At 38.4% G+C, this 16,418-nt stretch carries 10 protein-coding genes and 1 rRNA gene; 4 read left to right on the top strand and 7 right to left on the bottom strand.

The genetic code is table 11. The annotated features are described in order from the left end of the window. Positions 1-60 precede the first annotated feature (60 nt). The 3 genes from AC5YGB_RS00945 to gshA form a co-directional block, all read right to left on the bottom strand. Positions 61-1,601: ribosomal RNA gene (locus AC5YGB_RS00945) — 16S ribosomal RNA — on the bottom strand. A 364-nt stretch (positions 1,602-1,965) separates the two neighbouring features. Further along, positions 1,966-3,309: a tRNA uridine-5-carboxymethylaminomethyl(34) synthesis GTPase MnmE gene (gene mnmE / locus AC5YGB_RS00940; protein ID WP_496137446.1), complete on the bottom strand. Its 1,344-nt coding sequence runs from the start codon at positions 3,307-3,309 to the stop codon at positions 1,966-1,968. After that, positions 3,299-4,861 carry a glutamate--cysteine ligase gene (gene gshA / locus AC5YGB_RS00935; protein WP_496137445.1) on the bottom strand — a complete coding sequence of 521 codons (1,563 nt, stop codon included), beginning with the start codon at positions 4,859-4,861 and terminating at the stop codon, positions 3,299-3,301. Before gshA ends, mnmE begins: the two co-directional genes overlap by 11 nt. A 97-nt stretch (positions 4,862-4,958) precedes the next feature. Between gshA and AC5YGB_RS00930 the strand changes: the two genes are divergently transcribed. Beyond that, on the top strand, positions 4,959-5,888 hold the full coding sequence (locus AC5YGB_RS00930) for a Nudix family hydrolase (protein WP_065353777.1): 930 nt from the start codon (positions 4,959-4,961) through the stop codon (positions 5,886-5,888). Here AC5YGB_RS00930 and AC5YGB_RS00925 read toward each other — a convergent pair. Together AC5YGB_RS00925 and yaaA are read right to left on the bottom strand one after the other, a co-directional pair. Next, positions 5,885-6,151 (bottom strand): glutaredoxin family protein, encoded by a 267-nt coding sequence (locus AC5YGB_RS00925; protein ID WP_038328893.1) that lies wholly within the window; start codon positions 6,149-6,151, stop codon positions 5,885-5,887. The two genes, AC5YGB_RS00930 and AC5YGB_RS00925, sit on opposite strands and share 4 nt — an antisense overlap. Before the next feature lie 93 nt (positions 6,152-6,244). Then, positions 6,245-6,997: a peroxide stress protein YaaA gene (gene yaaA, locus AC5YGB_RS00920; protein WP_020023775.1), complete on the bottom strand. Its 753-nt coding sequence runs from the start codon at positions 6,995-6,997 to the stop codon at positions 6,245-6,247. A 137-nt stretch (positions 6,998-7,134) separates the two neighbouring features. Here yaaA and gltB point away from each other — a divergent pair, with 137 nt between their 5' ends. Then, complete coding sequence (gltB, locus tag AC5YGB_RS00915) at positions 7,135-11,652, top strand: glutamate synthase large subunit (protein WP_496137444.1); 4,518 nt, start codon at positions 7,135-7,137, stop codon at positions 11,650-11,652. Here the strand turns inward: gltB and AC5YGB_RS00910 are convergent. Together AC5YGB_RS00910 and folA are read right to left on the bottom strand one after the other, a co-directional pair. After that, a complete protein-coding gene (locus AC5YGB_RS00910) occupies positions 11,649-11,831 on the bottom strand; it encodes a DUF6726 family protein (protein ID WP_020023777.1) in 183 nt (60 codons plus the stop codon). The two genes, gltB and AC5YGB_RS00910, sit on opposite strands and share 4 nt — an antisense overlap. Then, positions 11,828-12,316 carry a type 3 dihydrofolate reductase gene (folA, locus tag AC5YGB_RS00905; RefSeq protein WP_496137443.1) on the bottom strand — a complete coding sequence of 163 codons (489 nt, stop codon included), beginning with the start codon at positions 12,314-12,316 and terminating at the stop codon, positions 11,828-11,830. The genes AC5YGB_RS00910 and folA overlap by 4 nt, the downstream gene beginning before the upstream one ends. Before the next feature lie 56 nt (positions 12,317-12,372). Here folA and AC5YGB_RS00900 point away from each other — a divergent pair, with 56 nt between their 5' ends. Continuing rightward, entirely contained in the window at positions 12,373-12,963 is a 591-nt protein-coding gene (locus AC5YGB_RS00900; protein WP_496137442.1) for a Maf family nucleotide pyrophosphatase, read from the top strand. Beyond that, positions 12,960-16,391, top strand: a complete 3,432-nt coding sequence (mfd, locus tag AC5YGB_RS00895; RefSeq protein WP_496137441.1) for a transcription-repair coupling factor — start codon at positions 12,960-12,962, stop codon at positions 16,389-16,391. The genes AC5YGB_RS00900 and mfd overlap by 4 nt, the downstream gene beginning before the upstream one ends. Positions 16,392-16,418 lie beyond the last annotated feature (27 nt).

The following is a 16,418-nucleotide window of genomic DNA, read 5'->3' as shown; positions in this document are numbered from 1 at the left end:
GTCTTTTTTTCTCTTACTTTAATATTATCAAACAACTTGTGTGAACACTCATGCTTTTCTTAAGGAGGTGATCCAGCCCCACCTTCCGGTAGGGCTACCTTGTTACGACTTTACCCCAGTCATGAATCACACCGTGGTGACCGTCCTCAATAAAGTTAGACTAGCCACTTCTGGTGCAACCCACTCCCATGGTATGACGGGCGGTGTGTACAAGACCCGGGAACGTATTCACCGTAGCATTCTGATCTACGATTACTAGCGATTCCGACTTCATGGAGTCGAGTTGCAGACTCCAATCCGGACTACGAAAAGGTTTATGAGATTAGCTACACCTCGCGGCTTCGCGGCTCTTTGTCCTTCCCATTGTAGCACGTGTGTAGCCCTGGTCGTAAGGGCCATGATGACTTGACGTCGTCCCCGCCTTCCTCCGGTTTATCACCGGCAGTCTCCTTATAGTTCCCACCATGATGTGCTGGCAAATAAGGATAGGGGTTGCGCTCGTTACGGGACTTAACCCAACATCTCACGACACGAGCTGACGACAGCCATGCAGCACCTGTCACTGCGTTCCCGAAGGCACCAATCTATTTCTAGAAAGTTCGCAGGATGTCAAGACCAGGTAAGGTTCTTCGCGTTGCATCGAATTAAACCACATGCTCCACCGCTTGTGCGGGTCCCCGTCAATTCCTTTGAGTTTTAACCTTGCGGCCGTACTCCCCAGGCGGATAACTTAACGCGTTAGCTTCGCCACTAAAGGGTAAATCCCCCCAACGGCTAGTTATCATCGTTTACGGCGTGGACTACCAGGGTATCTAATCCTGTTTGCTACCCACGCTTTCGTACCTCAGCGTCAGTATTGGTCCAGAAAGCTGCCTTCGCCATTGATGTTCCTTCTGATATCTACGCATTTCACCGCTACACCAGAAATTCCACTTTCCTCTACCATACTCTAGTTGACCAGTTTCAAATGCAGTTCCCAGGTTAAGCCCGGGGCTTTCACATCTGACTTAATAAACCGCCTACGCACGCTTTACGCCCAGTAATTCCGATTAACGCTTGCACCCTCCGTATTACCGCGGCTGCTGGCACGGAGTTAGCCGGTGCTTCTTCTAAAGTTAACGTCAAGGCTAACGGTTATTAACCGCTAACTTTTCTTCACAATTGAAAGTGCTTTACAACCCTCAGGCCTTCTTCACACACGCGGTATTGCTGGATCAGGGTTGCCCCCATTGTCCAATATTCCCCACTGCTGCCTCCCGTAGGAGTTCGGGCCGTGTCTCAGTCCCGATGTGGCTGATCATCCTCTCAGACCAGCTAAAGATCGTCGCCTTGGTAGGCTTTTACCCTACCAACAAGCTAATCTTACGCAGGCTCATCTGATAGCGTGAGGCTCGAAAGTCCCCCACTTTACTACGAATAGATTATGCGGTATTAATCCGAATTTCTTCGGGCTATCCCCCACTATCAGGCAGATTCCTACGCGTTACTCACCCGTCCGCCACTCGACGCCTACTAGCAAGCTAGTATCGTTTCCGTTCGACTTGCATGTGTTAAGCATACCGCCAGCGTTCAATCTGAGCCAGGATCAAACTCTTCAGTTTAATCTTTGACTTTTAGAACACATGGCATTTATAACCAATAGTTCAATTTTTTTAAAAGCTTATCTGCTTTTGTTTTTTATGTGCACTGCACAATTTCTTGCACGAGTGCCCACACAAGTTGCTTGATAAATTGTTAAAGAACTACCACTCAAAAAAAGATCTATTTGTGCGGTGAAAGCGGGAAATTATACATGCTCAAATTGTTGCGTCAAGCTATATTGCTCTTTTTTATTAAATAAACTTTTGAGCGCTAAAATTAATAAAGTAGCAGTCTATAAAATAGTGTTTTAAATCAACAATATAGAGAGAATTACTAAGATCAAGAATTTCCTATTTTTTTCTCTCGAAAACAGTCAATTGTACTCTACTTGCCAATACAGAATGAAGAGAAGATTTGACCCAATAGATCGTCTGATGAAAACTCACCAGTTATTTGACCAAGATGCATTCCTGCCTGACGAAGATCTTCAGCAACCAGTTCGCTTGCTCCTCCATCCAGTTGACTGATCGCACTATTAATAAACGAGAGAGTTTCATTAATGGCAATGATATGCCTTTTGCGAGCCAGAAAGACGCCCTCAGTATTTGAATTAAGTCCGGCAAAATCTGCGAGGGCTTTTCTAACTATATTAATTCCATCTCCATTTTTTGCTGAGATAGATATTTCTGGGTTGTTTTGAATCTTTTGAATCCCAGTTTTAGATCCTGTTAAATCAATCTTATTTTTGATTACGATTTTTGGTTTGTCTTTAACTGATTCTGGCAGTATTGAAAGATCAACGGACTTATCACTTGCATCATAAACAAGTAAAACAACATCTGCATTATTAATTTCGGTATGTGCTCTCCTAATTCCCTCTTGCTCAATTATATTGTCACTATTGTGCAGGCCAGCAGTATCGATAATATGAATAGGCATTCCATCTATTTGGATTGTTTCCTTTAGAACATCTCTTGTGGTGCCAGCAACATCAGTAACAATAGCACTAGGTTGTTTTGTGAGGGAATTCAGTAAACTCGATTTACCCGCATTTGGTTTACCCGCAATTGCCACATGAATTCCATCTCTTAAAATTGCGCCTTGATTTGCACTTTCTAGAATATTTAAAAGCGTTAATTTGAGAGAGTAAAGCTTGCTTGAAACTTCATGAGACTCTAAAAAATCAATTTCTTCATCAGAAAAATCAATAGTAGCCTCCACAAAAACTCTCAGAGCGATTAATTCTGAAAGTATTTGATTGATTTTTTCTGAAAACTCTCCAGTTAATGACCTCACTGCACTTAATGCAGATTCTTCAGAGCTGGATTGAATCAAATCTTGAACTGCTTCAGCTTGCACTAAATCCATTTTGCCATTTAAGAACGCCCTCTTAGTAAATTCACCTGGTTCAGCGACCCTAACATCCAGTGAAATGATAGTCTCTAAGAGCTTTCTAATAACGCTGACTCCTCCATGCCCCTGAAACTCAACCACATCTTCTCCAGTATAAGAATTGGGACCAGGAAAGGAAATCGCTACTCCTTTATCAATTAGGTTATTGTCGTTATCAAAGAATGAGCCATAATAGGCATACCTGGGCTCCAAATCTTGATGAAGTATTTTTTTTGAAATAGACTTTGAAAGAGGTCCAGTCACCCTAATGACTCCAATTCCACTTTGGCCATAAGCAGTTGCCAGTGCACATATGGTATCTGACTTATGTATCACTTGAGAAATAATCTGCTAAAAAATCATCGAAACTCAATGTATCACTCGACTCAATTTCAAGCTGTTTATTAATTGAGAATATTTTTTGATTGTCAAGCTCTGCAAAGTACTCTTCAGTTATAGACATTTCATTAAATAGCTCTTTGTTCTTTAGGCTGAATTGATTGGTATATTCAAAAAAACCTTTTTCTTCATCCTTCATCTGATTAAGCATTTCTGCTGAAGGAGTCAAATCAGGATCATTGATTCTTTTTGAAATATTCCTAACAGATTTTTGATGGGCCTCACTCAACAGAGTTGAGCAATCATTGATTCTAGCCAAAATAGACTGACCCCAATTTAATAAAGTTACATCTTCTCCATTATGACATAGAGATAATCCTGGCTCTCTCCCTCTGTGAGCAACCAAATTTGCGTTAACATCAATTTCGGTCAATTCTGCAGAAGAAACGGCGGGAGAATCTTCTAAAAGGCAAAACAACATAAAGGCCTCAAGAAATTGAACTTGCTCCTCATCAATTCCTTCTTTCATCATTGGATTTACATCAAGCGACCTTAATTCTATGTAGCCCACTCCTTCATTTAAAAGAGCTCCCAATGGCCTATCACTTCCATGGGTAGATGGCTTCGGCCTAACAGAGGAGTAATACTCATTAGCAATCTGAAGAATGTTGGTATTCAGTTGTTGATACTCACCATGTTTTTTTACACCAATGTTTTCACAATCATCACAGCTTGTTTGCATTGCAGCTCTCAGACTATAAACATAGTGACGCAAACTATTGTAGTTAGCCTTAACTCCTTTCTTGTCCTCTTGAGAGTTTTGATAGCCAATATCACCCATCCTTAATGATGTTGCGTATGGAAGATATAATGTATTGTCGTCAAACTCCTCTAAATTATGCTCATGATAATCTTGCATAAATGATTTACAAACAGTTGCAGAAGCCCCGAATAGGTAGGTGACCAACCAGCCATACCTTAATACATTTCTAGTCAGGCACATATAATGATGACTCATAAACTTTTGAGAGTCAACCTTGCTTGAGGGTGCGATAAGTTCACGGTAGGAATTCCAAAAATCTATTGAAAATGAATAATTGAAGTGGATACCAGCTATTGCCTGCATAACACTTCCGTAACGATTGGATAGCCCGCGGCGATAGACCGTTTTCATTTTTCCAATATTAGAATCACCATAATATGCAATAGGAATATTCGTCTTCCCTCTCAGAATACAGGGCATACTTGCAGGCCAGAAACGCTCACTTTCAGGCAAGTGATGTTGAACATAGTGATGTATTTTGGATAATTCATTAATGACATTATGAGAGCCCTGGATTGGCTTTGTAACTATTTCAACTAGTGCCTCACTAAAATCAGTCGTAATTTCTGGATGAGTCAATGCAGAGCCAAAGCTCTCTGGATGAGGGGTTTGCGCAATAGTTCCATCTTCAGCAACTCGCAACCCTTCTTTCTCAATCCCTATAAGATTTCCATTAAGACTGTCTTTAAAAGAATGGATTGAATTAATTTTATCTTGAAGACTCACTTTCTTTTATCTCAAATATTAAAATAGTTATTTTACCTCGGTCTTATGATAGCGGTGATAATAGAAAATAACTACAAAATGAATATATCTAATAGTGATGAGTCATAAAAATAAGAGCATTGAAGTTGTTGTTGGTGTGATGCGCAACGACAACAATGAAATATTTATTACAAGGCGTCAAATTGATCAATTTATGTCTGGGTATTGGGAACTTCCTGGGGGTAAAGTTGAGAATAAGGAGAGTCATTCTATTGCCATTATGAGAGAGCTCTATGAGGAAACAGGAGTTACTGTAAAGAATCACCATCTAATTCAAACAATTGAGCATCAATATCCTCAAAAGACAATTAACCTTTCAGTATTTTCTATTGAAAAATATGACGGAGCCCCCCTGGGAAATGAAGGACAAGAATTCTGCTGGTGTGGCATTGATAAATTAAAGGACTATAAATTATTACCCACAATGTGGAAAATTATCCATCGAATTTGTCTTCCAAAAAGCTATTGGATTACGCCAGATGAACACGAATCTGACTTAGTCATTAATCAGTGTAAACAGCGCCTTAGAGATGGAATCAAAATAATTCAGCTAAGAAGCAAATCTACTCTCAACAATACTTATATTGAGAAAATTTTTACATTATGTCAACTGAATCAAGCAAAACTTATACTCAATACGCCTAATAAAAGCTTTAAGGAAGCATGTGATGGTTGGCATCTCACTTCCAATGAACTGATGGAAATAAAAGAGAGGCCATTTGATGAAAAAAAATTATTTGGCGCTTCAGTACACAATTTAAATGAAGCAAAACATGCTGAGGATATATCTGCAGATTACATCAGTCTCTCACCGATTAATGAAACACTTTCTCATCCAAATACTGGAGTTTTAGGCTGGGAAAATGCCTCTGACATTATTAATCAATGCAAGACGCCTATATTTCTTTTAGGAGGAATGAATAAAAAATTGATGGATAGAGCATTAAGTATTGGTGCTCAGGGAATTGCTGGTATTAGAGGACTCTAGAGCTCGGAACCTGTAATCTCAAGAACTTTATTTTGGATATCCTCTTTGCTCATTTGCACCAACCCATCAGAACCACCCTTAACCAAAAGCGTGTCATTGACAAATATTTGTGGGACTGTCCTAAAACCTGACTTCATAAAGAAGTTACGTGCATCACTATCCTCTTGAATGTTGAGTGTCTCGTATTCTATATCTAGGTTGTCAAGATAGTTTTTGGCTCTTGTGCAGTAGAAGCAAGAGTGTGATGTATAAACTTTAATCATAAAATAAAAAAGATCAATACAGTTATTAAGAGCGCAAATGATACCAGTGTGAAGGCTAAAGAGGCCAAGCATCACAACATAAATATTGTGGCTTTATCCTCTCAAATAAACCCAAGTTGAATCGCTCGATAGATCTTTATCAAACCGATATCCCTCATCTGAAAAATCTTGAAGTGCTTCTGGGTTGTTTAACCTATTGCGGATAATAAAGTTAACCATTAATCCTCTGGCTCTTTTTGCGTATATTCCAATCACCTTGTATGAATCACCTTTTTTTTCTTTAAATACAATATCCAATATTTTGGCGTTAAGTGATTTTTTATCTATTGCCTTAAAGTACTCATTGGATGCAAGATTGACAATTAATTCATTCTCATCATCATTCAAAATATGACTTATATCAGACCCCCAGTAATCATATAGATCCTTACCTTTAGCATTACTCAGCTTTGTGCCCATCTCTAGTCGATAAGGTTGAATCAAATCAAGCGGTCTAATGACGCCATATAATCCTGAGAGCATTCGAACCTTATCTTGAGCAAAATTCAAATCCTCTGTTGATAGTGACGGAGCATCAATACCATTATAAACATCTCCCTTAAAAGCAAGAATGGCCTGTTTTGCATTCTCAAGAGTAAAAGGTATTTTAAATTTTTGAAAACGCTCAAAATTTAGTGCCGACAATTTTTCACTGATTGACATTAGTTTTGAAATTTGAGACTGGCTTTGATTCTTCAGAATGCTAACTAATTCATTGGAACTTTCTTGCTGTCTTGTTTGAGAAAACTTTTCGATATTACATTCAGAAAAATCTTGAGTTTTTGATGGAGAAATAATTGCCAACATATGCGGTACAAAAATGAAAAAGATTCTACCTTAAAATCGTTGTTATAACAACATAAGTAGGCAAATTTGGCCTTTAAAAGTAATAAAAAATAAGGTATGATGTGTGGTTTGATTGTATTCGTTTTAATCTCAATTTTATGAAAAATAAGCAATTACATTTGCCAAAAGCGCGTGGGCTTTATCACCCAGCCAACGAGAAAGAGAATTGTGGTGTTGGTTTTATTGCCAATCTAAAAAGTGATTCGTCTCATAAAATTACTAAAGATGCTTTGGAAATGTTAACTCGTATGGATCATCGAGGTGCCTGTGGATGCGAGGCAAATACCGGTGATGGCGCTGGAATACTGACAAACATTCCGCATGACTTTTTTATTGAGGAGATAAAAACCCTTTTTGGGCTAGATGTGACTGCGGGTAATTATGGTGTAGGTAATATATTTCTACCTCAAGATGAAAAAGAAAGAGATCTCTGCATGTCTATGGTTGAAAAAACGGTCAAAGATGAGGGGCAAACCTTGGTTGGATGGAGAGATGTTCCTGTTGACGCAAAAAAAGCAAATGTTGGTGATACAGCTCGTGACTCTCAACCAAATATCAAGCAGTTAATCATTCAAAACACTGGTAACTTAAATCAAGAGAGTTTTGAGGGAGTTCTTTATGTTATCCGAAAAAATATTTCTCAGGTTATTAGAACTGATGAGTCTATCTCACAGGCATTACTTTTCTATATTTGCAGTCTATCGACCAGAGTAATCATATACAAGGGTATGTTAATGGGGTCTCAGTTACTAGAATTCTATTCTGATCTCAGTAATAAGAAATTTAGCACCTACTTAGCGATGGTGCATTCTCGTTTTTCAACTAATACCTTTCCTTCTTGGGATAGAGCGCAGCCATGCAGATTCATGGCACATAATGGTGAAATTAATACTCGTCAAGGGAACTATAACTGGATGAGAGCTCGAGAAGGTGATCTCAAAAGTGATATTTTTGGTGACAATTTATCTAAAACCTTGCCTGTTATTGAAACTGAAGTTTCTGACTCAGGAAGCTTTGACAACGTTCTAGAATTTTTATTGATGAATGGACGCTCCCTTCAAGAAGCCATATTGATGATGGTCCCTGAAGCTTGGCAAAATGATAAAGAAATGAGCGCAGAGAAAAAAGCCTTTTATGAGTATTTTTCAAATGTGATGGAGCCATGGGATGGCCCTGCATCGATAGCCTTTACTGATGGGCGCTATATTGGAGCCGTTCTTGATAGAAATGGTCTTAGACCATCAAGGTACTACCTAACTCATGATGATAGAGTCATCATGGCATCAGAAGTTGGTGTTGTTGATGTGGAGACTAATAACGTAAAAACTAAGGGCAGGCTTAGGCCTGGAAAAATGTTTCTGGTTGACTTCGAAAAAGGACAGTTAGTTGACGATGAGCAAATAAAAAATAGTTTTGCATCAAAAAATCCATACAGTGACTGGCTCAAAAATCAACAAATAGTTTTATCAGATCTAAAAATTCATGGTGACTCAAAAGGTTTTTATCCTGAGACTCTCATTAACCGACTTAAGGCTTTTGGTTATAGCACTGAAACACTTCAGTTCATGTTATTACCTCTAGTCAGTGAGCTTAGAGATCCTGTAGGATCTATGGGAAATGACTCTGCACTGGCTTGTCTATCCGATCAATCTCGAATCATTTACGACTACTTTAAACAACTCTTTGCCCAGGTTACAAATCCTGCTATTGACTCAATCAGAGAGGAAGTGGTTATGTCTTTGAGTTGCGCAATTGGGCCTGAGGGAAATTTACTTAGCAATAAAGAGGAAAATGCTCATCGACTCGTGATTGAGCATCCCATCTTAACCAATGAAGAAATGTCAGCCCTGAAACATTGTGACCATCGAGGCTGGACCAGTAAAAGGATAGATATTACCTATGATATCAATAATGGTCATAATTTGAGTGACATGCTTGACTCAATTTGTGATCAAAGCACTCAAGCTATTGATGATGGTCATAGCCTTGTCATCTTGTCAGATAGAAAAATAAATGCTAATCGAAATGCTGTCAGCGCTCTTCTGGCATCATCTGCAGTTCATCGTCATCTGGTTGCAAATCACAAACGCACACAGGTTGGTATCATAGTTGAAACAGGTGAGGCTAGAGAAGTTCATCACTTTTGCCTTTTGACTGGATTTGGTGCTGATGCTGTTAACCCATATCTCGCTTTTGAGGCATTATGGCAGGCAAGAAGAGACAAACTAATTGATCTTGAAGATGATCATGCTGTCGTTAACTCATATCGAAAAGCAATTGCCAAGGGCATGCTAAAAGTGATGGCAAAAATGGGTATTTCAACGCTCGCTTCATATAAAGGAGCTCAAATTTTTGAGGCAGTCGGCTTATCGAATGAAATCATGCATAAATGCTTTTTTGAGACAGCGAGTCGAATTAGTGGCGTAGGTTTTGATGTGGTTCAAACAGAATCTGAAGAGCAGCATAAAAAAGCCTTTGTTACAAAGTCACTGGATAATCTTGGGCACTATCACTGGAGAAGTGGTGGCGAAAAACATATGTGGGAACCTCAAACTATCACGAGTTTACAGCAGGCTGCTCGAGGAAATGATCAAAATGCGTACTGGGAATTTTCAAAAAAATCAGATGAAGAAGGCACAAGAAATTGTACACTCCGTGGCCTCATGTCTTTCAAAAATGGCAACTCCATTGACATTAATCAAGTCGAGCCCGCAAAAGAGATTGTTAAGAGGTTTGTTACAGGTGCAATGAGTTTTGGCTCAATATCAGCTGAATCTCATGAATCACTCGCCATTGCCATGAATCGTATTGGTGGAAAGTCCAATACTGGTGAGGGTGGTGAAGACTCGAAGCGATGGACTCCAGATAAGAATGGTGATTCACGTCGCAGCGCTATTAAGCAGGTTGCCTCGGGTCGATTTGGTGTCACTATCGATTATTTAAATAATGCAGATGAACTTCAAATCAAAGTATCTCAAGGTGCAAAACCAGGCGAAGGCGGAGAGCTTCCTGGTGGAAAGGTTGATGAAGGTATTGCAAAAATTCGATGCTCAACTGCTGGTGTTGGTCTTATAAGCCCTCCACCGCACCATGATATATATTCTATTGAAGACCTCTCACAGCTTATTTTTGATCTTAAGCGCTCAAATCCAGATGCTCGTATAAGTGTCAAATTGGTTTCAGAGGTTGGGGTGGGAACAGTTGCAGCTGGTGTCACTAAAGCCAAATCTGACCATATCGTTATTGCAGGTCATGATGGTGGAACAGGTGCTTCTCCGTTGACATCAATCAAGCACGCAGGCCTTCCTTGGGAGCTAGGAGTTGCTGAAACGCATCAAACTCTTGTCATGAATGACCTTCGTTCAAGGGTTGTCATTCAAACTGATGGTCAACTCAAAACTGGAAGAGATGTTGCAATTGCCGCGCTATTAGGTGCAGAAGAGTTTGGCTTTTCAACGGCGCCATTAATAACGCTTGGCTGCATTATGATGCGAAAGTGTCACTTAAATACCTGTCCAGTCGGTATTGCGACGCAAGACAAAGTATTGCGTAAAAAATTCACTGGTAAGCCAGAGCATGTTGTTAATTACTTATTCATGGTTGCTGAAGAGTTAAGAACAATTATGGCTGAACTTGGCTTTTCTAAACTAACTGATATGGTTGGAAGAGTAGATATGCTTGAGATGAATAAAGCTATCAATCACTGGAAGCAAGACTCAATTGATTTGAGTGCAATACTGACTCCAGCTGAAAATCTATATAGAGATGCCGGAACCTATCAAACTATGAAACAAGATCATCAGCTTGAAGAGCAACTTGATATTGATTTAATTCTCAAATCAAAAGAGGCAATTGAGAAGGATGTTCCAGTTAAATTTGACTCTGTCATTTCTAATGTTGATAGGGCGGTTGGTGCAATGCTATCTTCCCATGTTGTTAAATATAGGAATGGGAATAACCTTAAAGAAGATTCAATTCATATTGATTTTAAAGGGTCAGCTGGCCAGTCTTTCGGAGCCTTTCTTGCGAATGGAATTACGCTTACCGTAGAGGGTGATGCTAATGACTATGTTGGAAAAGGACTCTCTGGTGGCCGTGTCATCGTTTATCCTCCCAAAGATTCAACATTTTCATCCCAGAGCGAAATTATTGCAGGCAATGTCTGCGGCTATGGCGCCACCGGTGGTGAATTATATCTCTCGGGTCAAGTGGCTGAACGATTCTGTGTTCGAAACTCTGGATTAGTTGCTGTTGTCGAAGGGATTGGTGATCATGGATGTGAATACATGACTGGAGGAAGAGCAGTTATTCTAGGAGAGGTTGGTCGAAACTTTGGAGCAGGCATGAGTGGAGGTATTGCTTATGTTTATAATCCAAATAAAACACTTGAAGGCAGAGCTAATGCCTCAATGATTGATTTTGATCCTATGGATAAAGCATCTGTTTCAGAGCTGTTTGAACTTACAAAGAAGCATTACAGATATACAGGCTCAAAAATCGCTGGCCAAATATTAAATAACTGGGATGAAGAGATACTTTGCTTTGTGAAGGTTATGCCGAAAGCCTTAAAAGCAGTTCTGGCTGCCCAAGACAAACAACACCTAAAGGCAATTTAAATAGGTATTGCGTCGATTACATCGGCGCTAGTCCCTAAAATACTATCAACCCCATCACCCACAACTGGAATGACTGAAATAACAGCGCCTGTAACTCTCATAGGCACAGTGACTACTTTGGTAAAAACGCAGCCCGATAAAAAAAGAATGGCTAAACTTAGAATAATTAGCTTGTTCAAGAATTTCTCTCTAATACAATAAAATGATAGGAGTAGTTATTTGCAATATCCTTTGGGTGAGACTCAGCGCTAACTTGGTGCCAACTTGAAGCGTCATAAGTTGGGAAATAGATATCGCCCTCAAACTCAGAGTCAATCCTAGTGATGTAAAGACGGTTAACCTTGGGCAGTAATTGCTCGCATAAACTTGCTCCTCCAATCACCATAACTTCCTTTTCATTCTCAGTTAATAAAAGTGCCTCGTCAATTGAAGAGACAACTTCACATCCAGGAATCATTATTTTTGTATTGCGAGTAATGACTATATTTCGTCGATTGGGTAATGGCCTTCCAATTGAATCGTAGGTCTTCCTTCCCATCAATATAGATTTACCCGTTGTGATTTTTTTGAAATAGGCTAAGTCGGCAGGCAAGTGCCATGGTAGTTGATTATCTTTACCAATCAGTCCATTGTTATCCATTGCAACTACTATTGATAAGCCCATTAATTCAGCCCGATTGAAGTAAAATATTAGATTATTTTACAATTTTTAAACGCGCAGTGTCACTCATTCTAGCCTCATCATCTCCATTCAGAAGAGCTATTCTAGATAAACTAGGTTTGCCTTTCGATGTCATTGCTCCAGAGATTGATGAAATGAGAAAAGACAACGAGTCTCCATTTGATTTAGTTGCTCGTCTTTCTAAAGAAAAAGCTCTGGAAGTAGCTAAAACTCATTCAGGTCTAATTATTGCCTCAGATCAAGTCGCCACTTTTGATTCTGGCGAAAATGGAGCAGATGAAATTTTAACGAAGCCTGGCACTCATGAAAATGCTTTCTTACAATTAAAAAAAAGCTCTGGAAGGAACGTAAACTTTCTCACAGGATTAGTACTCCTAAATACAGACACCTCAGAAATGCAGCTTCATGTTGAATATTACAAAGTAAATTTTAAGGTGCTTTCAGATAGTCAAATCTTAAATTATTTATCTAAAGAGGATACTCTCAATTGTGCTGGCAGCTTTAAGTCCGAAGGTCTTGGTATAGCATTATTTAACAGTATGGCGGGTGATGACCCTAACAGTCTTATTGGATTGCCAACAATTCAATTAATAAATATGCTCGCAAAGGAAAATGTTCACGTCTTATGAGTATTGTCTATCCGCAAGAATCTGGGTCATTTTCCTCTGACTTAAAAAAAAATTATTGGGGATCATTATTCGGGTCCTCAGAAGCTCTTGCGCTTATAGAGCTTGCAGAATCAAATCATTGTGTTGTTCTCTATATTGCGAGAGACATTGCACATCATGATGAAATTAAAAAAGCGCTTTTATTTTTTAGAACATCTGTAGAAATATTAGGTTTTGATAGCTGGGAAGTGTTAGCTTTTGATCACTTCTCTCCTCATCCTGACATTATTTCATCAAGGGTCCATACCTTATCCAAGTTATTATCTATCGAGAGTGCAATTGTTGTTACAACACTTGAAACGCTCTCCCAAAGATTGTGCCCAAAGGAATATATTAATCAGTACAGCCTAAATTTAAAGACTCGACAGAGCCTTGAGATTGATTCATTTGTTGAAAGCTTAATTAAAATTGGGTATAGAAGAGTAACAACTGTAATGGAGCCAGGAGAGTTTTCCATAAAAGGCGCACTGATAGATTTGTACCCTATGGGCGCAGTAAATCCATTCAGAATTGACCTTTTTGATAATGAGATTGATTCTATAAGGTCCTTCGATCCATCCACCCAAAGATCCATAGAGGTCATTGAGGAAATTCACCTTTTGCCAGCTAGAGAATTTGCTTCTGATAGTGCCAGCATTAATATATTCAAGGAAAACTATCTGTCTGAGTTTGGAAATACTGATGGCTTTATATATACAGAAGTCAGTGAAGGAAGATACCCTGGAGGAATTGAGTTCTATTTGCCATTATTCTTTGATAGAACAAATACTTTGTTTGATTACATTCCTAATAACTCAATGATTGTTTATCAAAAAGGGCTTGATGAGTTAATAGAAAATCAGAGTATTGAATTATTATCAAGGTTTAATTATTGTCAAAGCTCACTGGAAAGACTTCCCCTTCCAATCAATAAAGTTTTCGTGGATAGTAATGATTTTTTTAGTTCACTCAATGAAAAAAAACTAATACAAACACAGACTACAAAAATACAACAGAAGACAGGCCTTAATTTTACATCCTCAATACTCCCACCCCTCAAAATTGAAGCTCAAGCAAAAAACCCACTTAACAAATTAATCAAATTTATTGAGGGTTTTGAGGGTAGGCTCTTAATTGTATGCGAATCGGATGGAAGACAAAGCGTTTTAGTAGATTTGTTATCGTCCCATAAACTGAATCCCACTCAATGCTCTGATTGGATTGATTTTATTAATCACAGCTCAAAACTCTGTATTACAAGTGCCAGTCTCAACGAAGGTGTTGTATTTAAAAAAATAGCAATCATTTCAGAGAATAATTTATTCGGTAAGGATGCCATTAAGCAACGGCGTAGACGGCGAGCAAAACATAAAGATTTTGATGAAGCGATAAAAAGTTTAGTTGAAATTAAACTTGGAGATCCGGTTGTACATGAACACTATGGAGTGGGGCGATACCTAGGACTTGAAAGCAGAAGTTTTGATGAAAATCAACAAGACTTTCTCTCTCTAGAGTATGCAAATGGCTCAAAATTAATGGTTCCAATAACCAGCCTTAATTTGATCTCAAGATATTCTGGTGTGAGCTCTGATCACGCACCTCTTCACAAACTTGGAAGCCAGCAATGGATAAAAGCAAAAAGAAAAGCAGCTGAAGCACTCTATGATGTGGCAGCCGAGCTACTAGAAATCTATGCTAAGAGACAATCTCAAAAAGGATTTTCTTATCCAGCTCCCAATGACTCCTATAGTTCTTTTGTCTCAAGTTTTAAATTTGAAGAAACACCTGATCAGCTTAAAACAATGGATGATGTTCTACTTGATATGCAGTCTGATAGGCCGATGGATCGATTAGTTTGCGGTGATGTCGGTTTTGGGAAAACTGAAATAGCAATGAGGGCAGCTTTTCTAGCAGTTGAGTCTGGAAAGCAAGTAGCCATTCTAGTACCCACAACCCTATTAGCTAATCAGCATTTCCAAACTTTTAATGATCGTTTTTCAAAATTTCCTATTGTTATAAAATCTTTATCTAGATTCCAAGATGCGAAAGAACAAAAACAAATCAAGCTGAATCTAAAGGAAGGAAAAATTGATATTATTATAGGAACTCATAAACTTATTCAGGGTGATATTAAATATCAAAAATTAGGGCTAATCATAATTGATGAAGAGCATCGATTTGGTGTTAAACAAAAAGAATCATTAAAGAAGATTCGTGGTCAAAGTGATATATTAACGATGACTGCAACCCCTATACCACGCTCCTTAAATATGGCTCTAGGATCTTTAAAAGAGCTTTCAATCATTGCCTCACCTCCTTCAAAAAGAATAGCAATTCAGACTTTTGTAGATCAGTGGAATGACAACACAATAGTTGAGGCATGCTCTAGGGAGATTCATAGAGGTGGTCAAATTTTTGTTGTTCATAATGATATTGACTCCATAGACAATATGGCGGAGTCATTAAGAGTGCTTATGCCCAATTTAAAGATTCGAATTGCTCATGGTCAAATGCCAAGCAAAGAACTTGAACAAATAATGACTGATTTTTATCATCAGCGTTTTCAAGTCCTAGTTTGTACTACAATTATAGAGACTGGAATAGATATCCCAAGTGCAAACACTATTATTATAAATAATGCGCAAAATTTTGGTCTTGCTCAGCTTCATCAATTAAGAGGAAGAGTTGGGCGTTCGCATCATAAAGCATATGCATATCTCGTCATAAAATCTCATCAATCTATTACTGAAAATGCCAAAAAACGACTTGATGCAATTGCTTCACTAGAGGAGCTTGGAGCTGGCTTTATGCTGGCCAATCATGACTTAGAGATAAGGGGTGCTGGAGATTTATTAGGAGAAAATCAAAGTGGAAAAATTTCTGAAATTGGCTTTAATCTTTATCATGACTTATTAAAACGAACGATCCATGCCATTAAGAATAATAAACAGCTAGATATTAAAGAAGCACTTACTGAAGAGGTTGAGATTAATCCTGGTATAGCCTGTATTATTCCAGACACCTACCTTCCGGATGTTCATGAACGATTAATTCTCTATAAGAGAATTGCTAGTGCGAATAATGAGGAAGAATTAAAAGATCTTAAGATTGAAATGATAGACCGTTTTGGTCTTCTTCCAGACCCAACAAATAACTTGTTCGAATCCTCCTCACTAAAGAATTTTTCTCAAAATATTGGAATTCTTAAAATCAATATCTATGACGACAAGGCAGAAATTACTTTAAATGAAAAGAATAGTATCGACACATCCAAAATTATTAATCTAATACAAACAAAACCTCACCAGTTTCAACTAAAAAATCAAAAGACCTTGATAGTAAAAGAAGTTATGGAGGCTGATCAATTTAGAATTAAAAAAATTAGTGATATCGTTAAGTCACTGGTTTAGTTAGCTTGGTTTAATAAAAGAGTTAAA

This window comes from Candidatus Pseudothioglobus sp. uisw_142 (genome assembly GCF_059512465.1).
This window is presented reverse-complemented; position numbering and strand designations above follow the sequence as displayed.

Excerpts from the sequence above, each read along its gene's own strand:
- gltB (WP_496137444.1), top strand. The coding sequence starts at position 7,135 with ATGAAAAATAAGCAATTACATTTGCCAAAAGCGCGTGGGCTTTATCAC.
- yaaA (WP_020023775.1), bottom strand. The coding sequence starts at position 6,997 with ATGTTGGCAATTATTTCTCCATCAAAAACTCAAGATTTTTCTGAATGT.
- AC5YGB_RS00930 (WP_065353777.1), top strand. The coding sequence starts at position 4,959 with ATGAGTCATAAAAATAAGAGCATTGAAGTTGTTGTTGGTGTGATGCGC.
- mfd (WP_496137441.1), top strand. The coding sequence starts at position 12,960 with ATGAGTATTGTCTATCCGCAAGAATCTGGGTCATTTTCCTCTGACTTA.
- folA (WP_496137443.1), bottom strand. The coding sequence starts at position 12,316 with ATGGGCTTATCAATAGTAGTTGCAATGGATAACAATGGACTGATTGGT.
- AC5YGB_RS00925 (WP_038328893.1), bottom strand. The coding sequence starts at position 6,151 with ATGATTAAAGTTTATACATCACACTCTTGCTTCTACTGCACAAGAGCC.